Genomic DNA, 14,985 nt, shown 5'->3' with positions numbered 1-14,985 from the left:
ATGACTACCGCGATCGACCGTGGGGCGCCGGCCCCCGAGAAAGCCCAGCGCCGCGGCTCACACGCGCTGCGCTGGTGGGTGCTCGCCGTGCTCGGCGTCGCACAGTTGATGGTGGTGCTCGACGCCACCGTGGTGAACATCGCACTGCCCGCCGCCCAGCAGGACCTCGGCTTCAGCGACGCCGACCGCCAGTGGGTGATCACCGGCTACGCGCTGGCATTCGGCAGCCTGCTGCTGCTAGGCGGACGACTGAGCGACCTGTTCGGCCGCCGCAACACCTTCATCGTCGGCCTTGTCGGCTTCGCCGTCGCCTCGGCCGTCGGCGGCGCCGCGCCCAACTTCGAGGTGCTCGTCGCGTCCCGCGTCGGCCAGGGCGTGTTCGGCGCGCTGCTCGCGCCCGCCGCGCTCTCGCTGCTGACCGTCACCTTCACCGAACCGTCCGAGCGCGCCAAGGCATTCGGCATCTTCGGCGCGGTCGCCGGTACCGGCGGCGCGATCGGTCTGCTGCTCGGCGGCGCGCTCACCGAGTGGGCGAACTGGCGCTGGGTGATGTTCGTCAACCTCGCTTTCGCGGCCGTCGCGCTGGTCGGTGCGGTGCTGCTGCTGGCCAAGCACGTCAGTGCGGAGCGGCCCAAGCTGGACATTCCCGGCACCGCCGTGGTGACCGCCGCGCTGTTCGGCATCGTCTACGGCTTCTCGCACGCGGAGACCGACGGCTGGACCAACGGCGTCACGCTGGCCTTCCTGCTCGGCGGCGCGGCGCTGCTCGCGGTGTTCGTCTGGCTGGAGGCCCGGGTCGCGCATCCGCTGCTGCCGCTGCGCATCCTGCTCGACCGCACCCGCGCGGGCTCCTACATGACCGTGTTCGTGATGGGCATCGGCATGTTCGCGATCTTCCTGTTCCTGACCTACTACATGCAGCTGAGCCTGGGCTACTCGCCGATCAAGACCGGCGTGGCGTTCCTGCCGATGGTGGCGGCCATGATCGTCTCCTCGACCACCGCGCCCTCCCTGCTGCTGCCCAAGTTCGGTCCGAAGATCGTCGTCACGGCCGGCTTCCTGATCGCCGCGGCGGGCATGGCCTGGCTGACCCGGATCGGCCTGGACACCGGCTACGGCACGCACATCCTGCCCGCGCTGATCCTGATGGGTCTCGGCCTCGGTGGCGCCATGGCGACCGCCTTCCAGGGCGCGACCTCCGGCGTGCAGCACGAGGACGCGGGCGTGGCCTCGGCCATGATCAACACCAGCCAGCAGGTCGGCGGCTCCATCGGCACCGCGCTGCTGAGCACGATCGCCGCCTCGGCCGCCACGGATTACCTGTCCACCGCGCAGCCGGGCCCGCTGGCCGTCGCGCAGGCGCAGATCGAGAGCTACACCACCAGCTTCTGGTGGGCGACCGCGACATTCGTCCTCGGCGCCGTGCTCTCGGCCGTGCTGATGCCGAACACCGCGCCCGCGCCCGCGGAGGGTGAGCCGGTGCTCGCGCACTGAGTCACGGGTGCTCGCGCACTGAAGCATCGGTGCTCGCGCACTGGGCCCACATTCGAACAACACAGCGCCCGCGCCGGTTTCGACCGGACGCGGGCGCTGTGCTGTGACCGTCAGCAGTTGCTCGGCGCAGGGAGTCCGGCGAATCGATCGGACAGATAGACGAAGGCCCGCGGCGCCCCCTGGATGATCGCGTCGCCGTGGTCGACGCCGGGCAGGATGTCGAGCTGCACCGGCGTGCCCGCCTGGCAGTAGCGCGCGGCGACCGCGCGGACCAGGTCCGGATCGATCTCGTCGGCCTCGCCGTGCCACTCGTACATCGGAGCGCGCGGGACGCCAGGGAATGTCTCCAGGCTGTTCTCCTGCAGGACCCGGACGGTGGACGGGTCGGCGTCCATCGAGCCGTCGAACACGTCGGAGAAACTGCGGTTCGCGCCCGCGTTGATGATCTGCTCGGCGCAGGCGTTGGCGATCTGGTCGCGCAGCTCCCGCCCGGCCGGATTGAGCAGCCGTGATATCGCCGCCTGCCGCGGGTATTCGCGTTCCAAGCCCATCGTGACCGCGAATCCGAGCCCGAACAGTGGGTTCGGGGCGGTGCCGAGATCGCGGGCGAGCTTGTCCATGTTCATCGGAACGCCGCCCATCGCGACGCCGACGATCGGCAGCTCCGGCGCGTACTCCGGGGCGAGCGCCGCCGCGAATCCGGTGGCCATGCCGCCGCCGGAATAGCCCGTCATGCCCACCGGGCTGCCCGCGAGATCGGCGGGGGCGAAGCGCTTGGCCGCGCGGATGCCGTCGAGGGTGATGCGGCCGCCGAGCTGGGCCGCGCCATAGGCGCTCGTGGGGCCGAGGTGATCGGGCACCGCGACGGCCCAGCCCCTGGCCAGCAGCAGATTCAACGCGGGCGCCTCCCGCATGCTGCCGTCGAAGAGGCTGTGCGAGGGCGCGCAGTGCAGGCCCAGCGAGTTGACGAACGGCTGGTACGACACCAGCGGCCGGTCGATCCCGCCGCCCGGCGGTACCAGCACCGTGGTCACCGTCGCGATCGGTTCGTCCGCGGAGTTGGTGGTGCGGAACAGCAACTGCCACACCGTGGAACCGGGGAAGTTCGCGGCGGGCACCATCCTGCTGCGCACGACGTCACCGGGTTGAAATCGGGCCAAATCCGCTGGCGCGGAGTAGAACTCGTCGGCGTCGGGGACGGGATAGACCGGCGACGCGCTCGCGGGCGCGGCGTGCCCGAGACAGGCCGCTGCCGCGAGTGCCGCCAATGCCAGTCGCCGCACCGAGCGTATGCCCGTGCTCGAAGTTTGCTGCCGTCCAGTGCGATGCGCTGCCGCCGCCCTCGGACGCGCGTCCGGTACTTCCCGTCGTGCCGCCATCGTCGCTCCAGTGCCGAAGGGGTAAGGGTGGGTGGAATCGCGGCGAAAACCTTCGGGGCATTCGTAGTCGGCGGCCGAACGCATGTCAACGAACGCGGCTGTTCGTCACCCGTGTCCCCGCCCGAACCGACCGCGTGGTCCTACCGATAGCATGTCGCCGGTGACGTTCGGCGCGGCAGGAGGTCAGCAGATGGGCTCGCAAGCCCGCACCCCGGCCGTCGAGCCCGCGGTGCTCGCGGTGATCTCCGTGGGCGGCGGAATCGGCGCCGTGATGCGCTATCTCGTCGGTCTCCGTTGGCCGTCGCAGCCGGACGAGGTGCCGTGGTCGACGTTCGTCGTCAATGTCGTCGGCTGTTTCTCGATCGGAATTCTGATGGTTCTGATCACCGAAGTATGGGTAGCCCACAGACTGCTGCGCCCCTTCCTCGGTGTCGGGTTGCTGGGCGGTTTCACGACCTTTTCGACCTATAGCCTCGAGATTCGTAGACTGCTCGAATCAGGCGCCGCGATCGAGGCGCTCGGCTATCTCGGGGGGACGGTGGCGGCGTCGCTCACCGCGGTCTGGCTCGGCATGGGGGTGGCACGGCTCTCGGCGGGCACGACACGACCGCGACGCGGTGGACGACAGTGAACGACGCGGCGCCCGCAGGCGGCGCGGTGGACGGCTTGTACGTACGACGGAAGGGGGTCAGGCGATGAGTGGTTCACCTGCGGACGCGGGTCGGTGGCAGCAGGCCGCGCGATTGACGGTGCTGCTCGACGAGGACGACAAGTGGCGGCGCGGCCCCCTGTTCCACGAGATCGTGCGCCGGGCCCGCGACGCCGGTCTGGCCGGCGCCAGCGTGTGGCGCGGCGTGGAAGGCTATGGCGCGTCCTCACGCATCCACACCAGCCGCGTCCTCGACCTCGCCGAGCACCTACCCGTGCAGGTGATGATCGTGGACGAGCCGCAGCGGCTGCGTTCGTTCGTGGCGGAGAACGCCGAGGTGCTCTCCGGCGTGACCGTCACGCTGTCGCCGGTGGAGACCTGGCAGCCCGCCGTCGGGGTCGCCCGATGATGGCGGTACTCGTCGTGGTCGGCGGTATGGTCGGCGCGCCACTGCGCTACCTGATCGATCGCGCGATGGCCGCTCGTTTCGAATCCCTGCTGCCATTGGGAACTTTGACGGTTAACATTGTCGGTTCGGCGGTGCTGGGCGGTTTGATCGGCGCGAGCGCGAGCAGCGAGGTTCTGGCGATGGCGGGAACGGGTTTCTGCGGCGCGTTGACGACGTTCAGCACGTTCGGCTACGAGACCATCCGGCTGGTCGCGGACGGCGCCTACCTCTACGCGGTGGGCAATGTCGTGATCAGCGTGACGGCCTGTTTGGTCGCGGTGTACGCTGCCGCGTCCACGACCCAGTGGTTGTGGGCATGATCCTGATGACGAGCCGGGCGCAGCCGACCTGGAAGGGAGACCCGAGCATGGCCCATGATCGAGCCGGGCGACCCGCGCGGGCGACCGACCTGGAGGACATCGCCCACCTGGTTACCGCCTACTACAGCCAGATTCCCGATCCCGCGAATCCGGCGCAGCAGGTGGTGTTCGGCACCTCGGGGCACCGCGGGTCCAGCCTGGACAGCGCGTTCAACGAGGCGCACATCCTGGCGATCACCCAGGCGATCGTGGAATACCGCGCCACCCGCGGCATCACCGGTCCGGTGTATCTGGCGCGAGACACGCACGCGCTGTCCGAGCCCGCCTGGACCACCGCGCTCGAGGTGCTCGCGGCCAACGACGTGACCGCGGTGATCGACGCCCGCGACCGCTACACGCCGACGCCCGCGCTGAGCCACGCGGTGCTGCGCCACAACACGAACGGCACCAGGCACCAAGCCGACGGCATCGTGGTCACGCCGTCGCACAATCCGCCACGCGACGGCGGCTTCAAATACAACCCGCCGCACGGCGGTCCGGCCGACACCGTCGCCACCGACGCCATCGCCGCGCGGGCGAACGAGCTGCTGCGCACCGGTCTTTCCGAGGTGAAGCGGACGACGCTGCAACACGCGATGGCCACGTGCGTCCAGCGCTACGACTACCTCGACCACTACATCGCCGACCTGCCGAACGTGTTGAATTTGGACGCGATTCGCGGCGCGGGCATCCGCCTCGGCGCCGACCCGATGGGCGGCGCCAGCGTCGACTACTGGGAGGAGATCGGCCAGCGCTACGACCTCGAGCTCGAGGTCGTCAACCCGTTCGTCGACCCCACCTGGCGTTTCATGACGCTGGACAGCGACGGCAAGATCCGGATGGACCCGTCCTCGCGCTACGCCATGGCGGCGCTGGTCGCCATCAAGGACGACTACGACATCTCCACCGGCAACGACGCCGATGCCGACCGGCACGGCATCGTCACGCCCGACGGCGGGCTGATGAACCCCAACCACTTCCTCGCCGTCGCGATCGAATATCTGGTGGCGAACCGTATCGGCTGGGACGCGCTGACCAAGATCGGCAAGACCGTGGTCACCTCGTCCATGATCGACCGAGTGGTCGGCGTGCTCGGCCGCGACGTGCACGAGGTGCCGGTCGGGTTCAAGTGGTTCGTGCCCGGATTGTTCAGCGGCAGCCTGGCTTTCGGCGGCGAGGAGAGCGCGGGCGCGTCGTTCCTCCGGATGGACGGCACGGTGTGGACCACCGACAAGGACGGCATCCTGCTCGCGCTGCTCGCCGCCGAGATCGCCGCTTGCACCGGGCAGACGCCGTCCGCGCGCTACGTCGAACTCGAGCGCCGCTACGGCAGTCCGGCCTACGCGCGCATCGACGCCGCGGCCACCGCGGAACAGAAAGCGCGGTTGGCGAGGTTGACTCCCGATGTGATCACCACCGAAGAGATCGCGGGCGAGCCCATCACCGCCGTGCTCACCCGTGCCCGAGGCAACGGCGCGCCGCTCGGCGGACTCAAAGTCACCACCGAGAACGCCTGGTTCGCGGCGCGTCCGTCCGGGACCGAGGACAAGTACAAGATCTACGCGGAGTCGTTCCACGGCAGCGAGCACCTGGCCCAGGTGCAGGCGGCCGCGGAGGAGTTGGTGGGCAAGGCGCTGACGGGTGAGCGGTAGAGCCGAGACATCGGCGAGCGATAAGGCGCTGCCCAGCGAGATCTGGGTGCTGGTCGGCGCCGCGTTCGTCATCGCGATCGGGTTCGGACTGGTGGCGCCGGTGCTGCCGCAGTTCGCGCGCAGCTTCGGCGTCGGGGTGGCCGCCGCGTCCGCGATCGTCAGCGCGTTCGCGTTGATGCGGCTGCTGTTCGCGCCGGTCAGCGGTCGGCTGGTGCAGCGGCTGGGGGAGCGCTGGGTGTACCTGTCCGGCCTGGTCATCGTCGCGGTGTCCACCGGAGCGAGCGCGCTGGCACAGACTTATTGGCAGCTCCTGGCTCTGCGCTCGGTGGGCGGCATCGGCTCGACCATGTTCACCGTGTCGTCGCTGGCGCTGGTGATCCGCCTGTCGCCGCCGGAGCAGCGCGGGCGGGTGTCGGGGTTGTGGTCGACGAGCTTCCTGGTCGGCTCGGTGAGCGGTCCGCTGGTGGGCGGCGCGCTGGCCGGGCTCGGGCTGCGGGCTCCGTTCCTCATCTACGCCGCGGCGCTGCTCGCGGTGAGCGCCGCGGTCTACCTGAGCCTGCGCCATTCGCATCTGGCCGCGCCGGAGGTCAGCGGCGAACTGCGCGTCATGACCTTTCGTGAGGCGCTGGCCCGCCCGGCGTACCGCGCGGTGCTGTGGTCGAACTTCGCCAACGGCGCGGCCATCTTCGGTGTCCGGATGGCGCTGGTGCCGCTGCTGGTCGTGGAGGTGTTGCGGCAGCCCGCCGGTATGGCGGGCGTCGCGCTGACGGCTTTCGCCGCGGGCAACGTCGCGGTGTTGTTCCTGTCCGGCAGGCTGTCCGATCGGTGGGGGCGCAAGCCGTTCCTCGTCGTCGGCTCGCTGGTGTGCGCGCTGGGCACCGCCGGGCTCGGGTACGCGCCGAACTTCGGCTGGCTGCTGGTGACGTCCGTCGTCGCCGGGCTCGGCTCGGGCATGCTGACGCCCACCCAGCAGGCCGCGCTGGCCGACATCCTCGGACCGAAGGCGCGCGGCGGGCCGGTGCTCGCGGGCTTCCAGATGGCGGCCGATCTCGGCACCGTGCTCGGTCCGGTCGCCGTGGGCGCGCTGGCCCAGCACACCTCCTACGGGCCCGCGCTCGCCGTGACCGGTGCGTTGCTGGCCATCGCTGCCGTGGCGTGGTTGGTGGTGCCCGAAACGCTGCGCGGGCACACCGCCGAGGTCGAAACCGATCACGTCGCGGCGGTGCCGTGCGACGACGCGGAGTACCAGCTCGCGCATCGTGCGGCCGACGAGTGCGAGGAGTCACGCGGCCAGGTCCACGACGAACGCCCTGCCTCGCCCACGGGTTCGCGCCGTTAGCCCGACGCGGTGTGGGCGGCCGGGTGCCCGGCGCACATCGGCAGCGGGAGCTGGGGCAGAGTGTTGACGTGAACCAATCGCGTTCGAACTACACCCCGCGCCCGATGTCGAGCGCGACCAGTTACGCCTTGGGCGGCGTCGCGCTCGCCCTCATCGTGTTGATCGTTTTCCTGGCGTTCCGCTCGGGGCGCGACGAGCCGGACGTGCGCAACGACGGCTACGGCTCCGTGCGCGACCCCGGCGTGCAAGCGGTGCTGCAACCCGACGGCGTGGTCGTTCTCGGCAAGCCGGGGACGCCCAAGACGATCGACGTCTTCGAGGACCCGCTGTGCCCCGCCTGCGGCGCGCTCGAGCGCGTCTACGGCCAGGAACTCGCCCAGCAGCTGGACGAGGGCAAACTCGCGGTGCGGTACCACTACGTCAACTTCCTCGACCCCAAGTCCAGCAGCGAGGACTACTCGACCCGCGCGATCGCGGCCAACGAATGCGTCGCCGAGGCGGGCAACGGTCCGTTGTACGCGAAGTTCCACGAGCTGCTCTTCGCCTCGAAGCAGCCGAAAGAAGGCGGCGACGACCTGAGCAACGAGCAGCTCTCCGGCTTGGCGCGCGAGGCCGGTGCGCCGGAGCCGATCGTGCAATGCGTGGCGAGCGGTGCGAAAGTGGCGGACGTCGAGGTGCACGCGAGGGCGGCGACGGACGACCTGACCGCACGGTTGGACGGTCCCGCCGCGACGCCGTCGGTGTTCGACGGGTCCAACAAGGTGGATGTGAGCAACGAGGAGTGGGTGGTCGAGCTGACGCGCTGAGCGCGCTGGGCACGGACCCTGCAGGGCTCGGCGACGAGAGTCGACTGGTGTTGTGCGGTTTCTCCCCTGCCGTCGGACACGGTTCGGCTCGAGGCCGGAGGCGACGACCCCCGTGCGGCTCAGCCGCGGTGTTCTGGGGCGTCGTCCGGGATGTCGTTCTCGGGGGCGATTCGCGCGAGTTGGCGGTGCAGCGGGATGTGGCCGTCGAGCGGGTAGAGCAGCTCCTCGCCGGTCGGCCGGTCGGCGGTGAACGCGGCTCGTATCCCGGCGGTTTCGACCGCGGGTAGTTCGATATCGGTGTGCGGGAACAGATATCGCGCACCTTCGCGCACGGTGGTGTGCACGTCACCATCCGGCGCGGTCCACTGCAACCGATCTCGGTCGGCCCGGCAGACCCGCCACTGTTTCCTCTTGTCCGCCAACGACTTCAGTCGTCCGTGCCGCGAACAGAGCGCCGCGAGTCCGCCGCCGCTGCGCTCCAGTTCGCCTTCCGCCGCGGGAATCGTGCACCCGGGAAACCGGCACATACCGTCCACCGCCCGAATCTCGCTCGCGACGCGTCGCAGCGCCGCCTCGTCCGTCGCGCTGCCGTCGGTGTGCTCGGGAACCACCTGGAACGACGCGTGCTCGGCGAGCAATCGCGCGAGCGCCGCGTCGATCGGCCCGTAGCCTGCCAGGAACGCGGGCGCCTCCCGCATGTCCAGCAATGTGTCGGCGGCGATCCCGATCTGGATCAGCGGCCGTCGCGGCGGTTCCACCGGCACCCCGGCCTTGGGACACCGCTCACCTCGGCCGCAACGGCAACGCAGCCGCCCCGACCCGTCCGCCAGCGCCACCAGGGCGTCGGCCCGCCGCTGCGGCATCGTCCGCGGATCGGCCGCGCAGACCTGCAAACTCATCTCCCGCAACCGCATCGCGACCGTCTGCGCGCCGGGTGCGGGCAGCAGCCCGTCGAACACCGCCATGCTGTCCTGCACCGCCCGTATCCGCACATCGCGGTCTTCCTGCCGCCGCTCTCGCCGCCGCCGCGCGCCCGCCGGATCCAGCCGATTCGCCCACCGCCGCGCCGCCTGCCGCAGCCGCGCCGGATTCGTCCGCGCCGCGGCCTCCAGCAGTCGCGGCTCCAGCGCGTCGACGACCTCCTTCGCCAGTGCCCGCGTGCTGTCCACGATCACCCGCACCTTCGCCAGGTCGATCCGCCCCGCCGCGAACGCCATGCGGGTCCGGGGTAGCGCCTCCTCCAGCACCAGCCCGATGTCGATCAGCGCTCCCGCGGTGCCCTCGTCCACATACAGCGCCACCGCCGCCTCGGCCGCCGCGAACTCCCCGGCCCGCACCCCACCCGGCCCCGGCTCCGCGCTCGCGGCCCGGGCCCGCCGATACAACTCACGCACCGCGAACACCTCCGCAGCCTGAGCCGCGGCCGCCGCCCCGTGCACCGCCCTGAGCGCCTCGATCAACCCTTCGTCACTCATGGTCCCGAAGTCCATCGCAGAGAGCTGATTCTGTTCGAACATGTGTTCGATTCTACGGTCTCAGTTAACCCCACCGCCACCCCTTTTTCCAGGCGATTTGGCTGCGGACACGCTGGTGGTGTAACTTTCATCAGGCGCGAGGGAAACCGAGCGTGACCCACCAAGGGGCTATGGCGCAGCTGGTAGCGCACCACACTGGCAGTGTGGGGGTCAGGGGTTCGAGTCCCCTTAGCTCCACAGAAATAGCAGGTCAGGCCCGGTCAAAGACCGGGCCTGACCTGTTTTTTGTGTCTGGCCCCGCGTTACCCCCCGTTTTGGTCCTGCTTCCCGTCGATACGGCTTGGGTCGTCGGCGGGGCGGGTTCTACGCTTCGGGCATACCAGCGCATGGTGTGCTGGGTCGGGATTGCCCGTGGTTCCACTCGTTCAACTCTTCTCTAAGCGTGGACCAGAAGTGATCGACCTGGCTGCTTCGGACGTGGCGGTCACGTGGCAGCTGCCACGGCATCCTGATCCGACTCCGAAGAGCTCAATCGGCTTGCTGGTTCAGATGTATCCGGCCGACCTCGGTAATCTCGGATGCTGTCCACACTTTCGTCCGGCCGTTCGTCGATGACGGCAACGATGGTGGTGCGGCGTCAAGTTCTGTGGCGAGCGTCTTGGGGAGACTGAGGCCCGATCGCTAAGTCGGCCTCGCGGCTACGACCCGAAAGTCGACGCGATATGCCCGAACCTCGAGCTGGCCGAGTGTCACTGCTTCGACAAGAATTAGCTGAAGCGTGGTCATATATCCTGCATCGCAGCCAAAGCTGCACGTGCGGCTGCAACCACTAGCGGCCACTCCGAATCGCCGAGGTATATGGCATCCGGTGCGTTTCCTAGTCGGCGAATCATGGGGCCGAGCACCTGGTCCAACTCGATCAGTCGGCCGACCTCTGGTCCATCTACGAGCACGGTGCCGATCCTGCTGCGAGGGTCGGGGACGACTACGCAGTCGTCGTACAAGATACTCACGTTCACGTCCAGGTCGTCGTAAAAATTCTCTTGCGGGAATTCGTGATTTATCCAGACTCGCCTTTGATAGTCCGGATCGGCGAATGATTCGAGTGCTTCTATCACGGACTTGCGCATCTCGGGATATCGAACATCGGTCATGGTTGATCCCAACTCCTCCAAGTCAGCCATTCGCTCAATGGTATATGTGCCATCTCTGGGTTGGTTTTGATGCTTCCGTCGATGGGCTTGCCATCCCGACCTATTGCCTTGCCTCCGGATCGGACAGTGACGTGGTCCACCTGTTGTGTCGGATACTGACTGGTGCGGTCGCCCTGGTCGATCCGCATACCGTTGCCCTGGTTTTCGGGGTCAGGGGGTTCGAGTCCCCTTAGCTCCACTCGAACGAAAAGCCAGGTCCGGCGAAATTATGGACCTGGCTTTCGTCATTTACGAACCTCTCACGAGCACCGTTGACGACACGACCGACGACAGTTCATATCGCGGTGTCGTCGGCAGAGGCGCCGAAGAGCGCATCCATCGAAATGAGCGTTCGGTGGGAATCGGCCGGCATCGAGCCCCACGCCTTCCAAGGACTGCCGCACGAGCTTCGCTCGCTTGCCTTCGAGTATCCCCTGCCGACAGCCACAGCCCCCGATGTCATCCCACTCAGTGCTCCGGCCTCATGCATTCGGTCCGGCGGTGTGGCAGTTCGAGCACCCCGGCTCGTCTGTACGGGTGCCGTGGTCGGGTGGTGACGAGGCGGGGGCCACGGCCCCCACTTCCCATCTGTTCAAGCATGCGACCGAACATCGTGGTTTCCGAACTCGCATGTGGGGCCTGGCTGTGGTTGCGTCGAAGCCATCCCGACAGCACTGAAGGTCACCTCTCCGGCACCGGTAAAACTCGAGATAGCCTGGCGATTCGACGTGCATGATCACGTACATGTCGGTGTTCGAGGGGGCATACATGAGCACCAATTCCGTCGTCAAGCCTGGACCGACCAGGCTGTCGGCTGGTTCGGTCAAGGCTCCTCGGGGCGTATCGCTCTGGGGCTGGTCGTCATCATCGGCGGTGTGTCTGCTGTCCTTGTGTCGCCATTATTGCTTCTGCTGCTGCCATCACAGGACGACACGGACTGGGGGCGACTGCGTGAGGTCAGCCAAACCTACGGAGCAACATCTGCAATCGTGTCGGCACTTGCGCTGTGCGGGGTTTCGGTTTCCCTGTTCATACAAGCTCGACAGTTCAAAGCAGGTCGCTTCGAAAATGTTCGCCGCTACCACCTGGACCTGACCCGTATTGCAATGGACGAGCCGACGATCTTCGCGCCCTGCATCGGCAGACGCGTTGATCCACCCGGAGTTGAGGGCCGTCAGTTCTACTACACCGCTTCATGGATGCGGTATGGCTTGATGGGCTACGAGTCTGGCGTCATCGGCGAGCGGGGGCTTCGGGAGGATGTGCTCGGTGCCATTTTCCGGAGTGAGATCGGACAAGACCACTGGGCTCGAACATCAGGGTATTGGACAGTACGAAAGTCGGACTACAACCGGCGTACCCGCGAATTCAAACGTATCGCCGACGAGGAGTACCAAAAAGCCATCGCGACCGGCCCAGCACCGATCAGCTGGGACGACCTACGCGCTTCACAACAAACAGCTGTCACCCCCTGAGCAGCTCAGTCCCGGCCGACGCACACGGTGGCTTGCTACTGGCGGGATTGCACTCGCCGTCGGCTCCGCCGTCGCACTAGGTGTCGCAGTCTCGAAGGTGAACTTTGACCGTTTCGACCGATGACTCGCTCGAGGCTCCTTGACCACGCCAACGGATAGAGTCGGGCGAGCCGGACATTGGTTGCGAACCTCTGAGTCCTCATGGCCCCCAACCGTCTGACTTCACTCGGCAACAGTTCCGCGGCACCGACCGCGTTCTGGACTATCCGGTCCGCTGGGGTATCGGGTACCAGTTGGAGAACCGCACGTGTTCGTGGGGTAGGTAGGGCGGCTCGCTGGTGCTCGTCGACTTCGACCATCGAATGACGGTGTCGTATGTGATGAACCAGATGCTCGGCAACCGCGGCTACGACCGGTCGCTCGGCGTGCTGCTGGCCGCGTACGAGGCGATCACAAGCTGACTCGAACCATGCGCCGACACCGACGGTGCCCGAGCTCGACAGCGGTGAGCTGGTGCGCGCACATCGGCATGTGGGGATGTCGAGATGCCATGTGGCTGAGTGCATGTAGGCATCCAACATCACACCGCAGTCCGATTCCATGTCATACCAGAGGGTTACGGGCAACGAGAATTCGGCCGATAGCTTCGGGATATCGAAATCGGCCCCGCTCCCGACGTCGACCGATCGACATCGTCGACGGACGGAGGTGGCGTCTCCGACTCAGCTCTCAGGAAGATCTATGACGACATCTGCCTTGTCCCCCGAGTCCTCTCCACGGTCACCACAGCGCGGCGGCGGCGGTGATTACGCCCGTCTGTTGCGCCGGATCTCCGAGGCGGGACTGATGAACCGGCGTCCCCTCTACTACGTCGTCCGGCTCAGCCTCGTCGGGGTCGCGTTCGCAGCCGGCTGGGCGGCGTTCGTCCTCGTCGGCGATTCGTGGTGGACGCTGCTGGTCGCGGGGTTCATGGCCGTGACGTTCGCTCAGATCGCACTCGTCATGCATGATGTCGCGCACCGCCAGGTTTTCCGGCTACGGCAACCGACGGAGCTCATGGGACGACTCGTCGGCAACGCCGGCATCGGCCTGGGCTACGGCTGGTGGCAGGACAAGCACACCCGGCATCACGCCAACCCGAACCACGAGGAACTCGACCCCGATGTCGCGCCCGACATTCTGGTCTGGTCACAACAGCAGGCACGGTCCAGCCGCGGTCTGCCTCGACTCATCGGGCGGGGGCAGGCGTTCCTGTTCTTCCCCCTGCTGTTGCTGGAGGGCCTGAACCTCCATGTGGCCGGAGTACGTGCGCTCAGAAATCGATCGGTCGAACACCGCGGATTGGAGGGCGCACTGCTGTTCGGCCACTTCGCCATCTATCTGGCCGCACTGTTCGCGGTTCTGCCCGCCGACAAAGCCTTCGCGTTCCTTGCTGTCCACCAAGGTTTGTTCGGCCTGTACATGGGCTGCATCTTCGCCCCGAACCACAAGGGTATGCCAACCTTGACCGGCGCCGACCGCCCCGACTACCTCCGTCGCCAAGTGCTGACCTCCCGCAACGTGCGGGGTGGCGCGTTGACCGACCTCGCCCTCGGCGGGCTCAACTATCAGATCGAGCATCATTTGTTCCCGAGCATGCCGACGCCGAACCTGCGTCATGCCCAGGTGATCGTCCGCGACTACTGCACCGAAATCGGCGTGCCCTACCACGAAACCGGTCTGATCTCCTCTTACCGCGAGGCGCTGAGACACCTGCACCACGTCGGCGCTCCTCTGCGCACTCCCGATCGGCACCCGGATGCTGTAGTGCCACAACGCAATCCGGTTGAAGGGCGTCATCGATGAAACCGGTTCAGTGCTCGACAGGCTCGACCGAGCCGTAGATGACGATCTCTGCCTTGGCCGTCGCGGCGAGAACGATGAATCGCTCGAGCTTGTCCGAAGGCAGGAAACCCAGCACCAGTCCATCCGCGCCGGTGAAGACGCCGATCAACGCGGTATCGACCGCACGACAGCGATCGGCCAACAACCGCAGGTAAGGCTGAAGATCGGTCTCGCTGTTCCAGGATCCGATATCGTCGTCGCACTGGTCCCAGTACCAGGCCAGTCCTTCCGGACAGGTGGGCATCAGCTCCAGGCGGCGGCGAATCGTGTCGGGATCGTAGCCACGGTCGTCCCCGTCGAGGTCATCGAGCACCCAACTGTCCTCGGGCCGAATCCGATAGAACGCGAACTTGCCGTTGGTTTCGTCGACCTTGATGATGCACCGCAACGGAATGGGCGTGCTCAGCTCACCGGCCAGCCGTCCGACCTCCCGAGCCAACGCGATCCCTTGCCTGAGCAGTGTCCGCTGCGCGTCGACGCCGACGATCGGCCCGTCGGCGTACGTGTAGTCGACGGACACAAAGTCTTCCAGGTGGAAGTCGTTGTGCCAGTGCTCCCAATCGTAGAGGTCGACCAAACGTCCCGGTGCGTCGTCAGCGTCCGCGGGAATCGGGGCCCAGGACACCACCTCGCCGCGACTTTCGATCCCGCCGTCCACCCAGGTACGCAAACCGGAGGCCAAACCCTCCTCTGGATCCAGACCACCGAAGCCGTCCCGTACACCGAGCAGTCTCGCCGCTCGGTCGTTCATCTGCACCGTAAGCACAACCCAAGCTATCGCTCATATCGACATCGAATTGCGTTGCCGCACAGGACCGGAGCGGTCGAGCGG

General features: G+C 67.3%; 14 protein-coding genes and 1 tRNA gene. 11 read left to right on the top strand and 4 right to left on the bottom strand.

Translation table 11 applies throughout. The annotated features are described in order from the left end of the window. Complete coding sequence (locus tag T333_RS09830) at positions 1 to 1,494, top strand: MFS transporter (protein ID WP_496424285.1); 1,494 nt, start codon at positions 1 to 3, stop codon at positions 1,492 to 1,494. A gap of 110 nt (positions 1,495 to 1,604) precedes the next feature. Here T333_RS09830 and T333_RS09825 read toward each other — a convergent pair whose 3' ends face one another. Next, entirely contained in the window at positions 1,605 to 2,786 is a 1,182-nt protein-coding gene (locus T333_RS09825) for a lipase family protein (RefSeq protein ID WP_496424760.1), read from the bottom strand. A gap of 238 nt (positions 2,787 to 3,024) precedes the next feature. Here T333_RS09825 and crcB (T333_RS09820) point away from each other — a divergent pair, with 238 nt between their 5' ends. The 6 genes from crcB (T333_RS09820) (at position 3,025) to T333_RS09795 (ending at position 8,126) form a co-directional block, all read left to right on the top strand. After that, positions 3,025 to 3,504 (top strand): fluoride efflux transporter CrcB, encoded by a 480-nt coding sequence (gene crcB / locus T333_RS09820; RefSeq protein ID WP_496424284.1) that lies wholly within the window; start codon positions 3,025 to 3,027, stop codon positions 3,502 to 3,504. A gap of 64 nt (positions 3,505 to 3,568) precedes the next feature. Next, on the top strand, positions 3,569 to 3,931 hold the full coding sequence (locus T333_RS09815) for a DUF190 domain-containing protein (RefSeq protein WP_355003804.1): 363 nt from the start codon (positions 3,569 to 3,571) through the stop codon (positions 3,929 to 3,931). After that, positions 3,928 to 4,290, top strand: a complete 363-nt coding sequence (crcB, locus tag T333_RS09810; protein ID WP_355003803.1) for a fluoride efflux transporter CrcB — start codon at positions 3,928 to 3,930, stop codon at positions 4,288 to 4,290. The genes T333_RS09815 and crcB (T333_RS09810) overlap by 4 nt, the downstream gene beginning before the upstream one ends. 47 nt (positions 4,291 to 4,337) lie before the next feature. Beyond that, positions 4,338 to 5,981: a phosphoglucomutase (alpha-D-glucose-1,6-bisphosphate-dependent) gene (gene pgm / locus T333_RS09805; protein WP_496424283.1), complete on the top strand. Its 1,644-nt coding sequence runs from the start codon at positions 4,338 to 4,340 to the stop codon at positions 5,979 to 5,981. Continuing rightward, a complete protein-coding gene (locus T333_RS09800; protein WP_496424282.1) occupies positions 5,971 to 7,320 on the top strand; it encodes an MFS transporter in 1,350 nt (449 codons plus the stop codon). Before pgm ends, T333_RS09800 begins: the two co-directional genes overlap by 11 nt. Positions 7,321 to 7,388: 68 nt before the next feature. Next, positions 7,389 to 8,126 (top strand): DsbA family protein, encoded by a 738-nt coding sequence (locus T333_RS09795; protein WP_496424281.1) that lies wholly within the window; start codon positions 7,389 to 7,391, stop codon positions 8,124 to 8,126. Positions 8,127 to 8,245: 119 nt separating this feature from the next. On the opposite strand, the gene T333_RS09790 is transcribed toward T333_RS09795, so the two are convergent. Further along, positions 8,246 to 9,643, bottom strand: a complete 1,398-nt coding sequence (locus T333_RS09790; RefSeq protein ID WP_496424280.1) for a DUF222 domain-containing protein — start codon at positions 9,641 to 9,643, stop codon at positions 8,246 to 8,248. 122 nt (positions 9,644 to 9,765) lie between these two features. Between T333_RS09790 and T333_RS09785 the strand changes: the two genes are divergently transcribed. After that, positions 9,766 to 9,838, top strand: a tRNA-Ala gene (locus T333_RS09785). Positions 9,839 to 10,383: 545 nt separating this feature from the next. Here T333_RS09785 and T333_RS09780 read toward each other — a convergent pair. Then, positions 10,384 to 10,785 (bottom strand): SCO4402 family protein, encoded by a 402-nt coding sequence (locus T333_RS09780; protein ID WP_496424279.1) that lies wholly within the window; start codon positions 10,783 to 10,785, stop codon positions 10,384 to 10,386. Between the two features lie 884 nt (positions 10,786 to 11,669). Between T333_RS09780 and T333_RS09775 the strand changes: the two genes are divergently transcribed. From T333_RS09775 to T333_RS09765, 3 genes are all read left to right on the top strand, one after another. After that, complete coding sequence (locus T333_RS09775) at positions 11,670 to 12,269, top strand: DUF6082 family protein (RefSeq protein WP_496424278.1); 600 nt, start codon at positions 11,670 to 11,672, stop codon at positions 12,267 to 12,269. 338 nt (positions 12,270 to 12,607) lie between these two features. Further along, positions 12,608 to 12,730 (top strand): hypothetical protein, encoded by a 123-nt coding sequence (locus tag T333_RS09770; RefSeq protein ID WP_357257254.1) that lies wholly within the window; start codon positions 12,608 to 12,610, stop codon positions 12,728 to 12,730. 280 nt (positions 12,731 to 13,010) lie between these two features. Continuing rightward, positions 13,011 to 14,114, top strand: coding sequence for a fatty acid desaturase family protein (locus tag T333_RS09765; RefSeq protein ID WP_496424277.1), 1,104 nt, complete (start codon positions 13,011 to 13,013; stop codon positions 14,112 to 14,114). Positions 14,115 to 14,121: 7 nt separating this feature from the next. On the opposite strand, the gene T333_RS09760 is transcribed toward T333_RS09765, so the two are convergent. After that, complete coding sequence (locus T333_RS09760; protein ID WP_496424276.1) at positions 14,122 to 14,904, bottom strand: hypothetical protein; 783 nt, start codon at positions 14,902 to 14,904, stop codon at positions 14,122 to 14,124. Positions 14,905 to 14,985: the final 81 nt, after the last annotated feature.

The organism is Nocardia sp. CNS-044 (assembly GCF_059570515.1).
The sequence above is the reverse complement of the archived record's forward strand: the minus strand, read 5'-3'. Positions and strand labels throughout refer to the sequence as shown.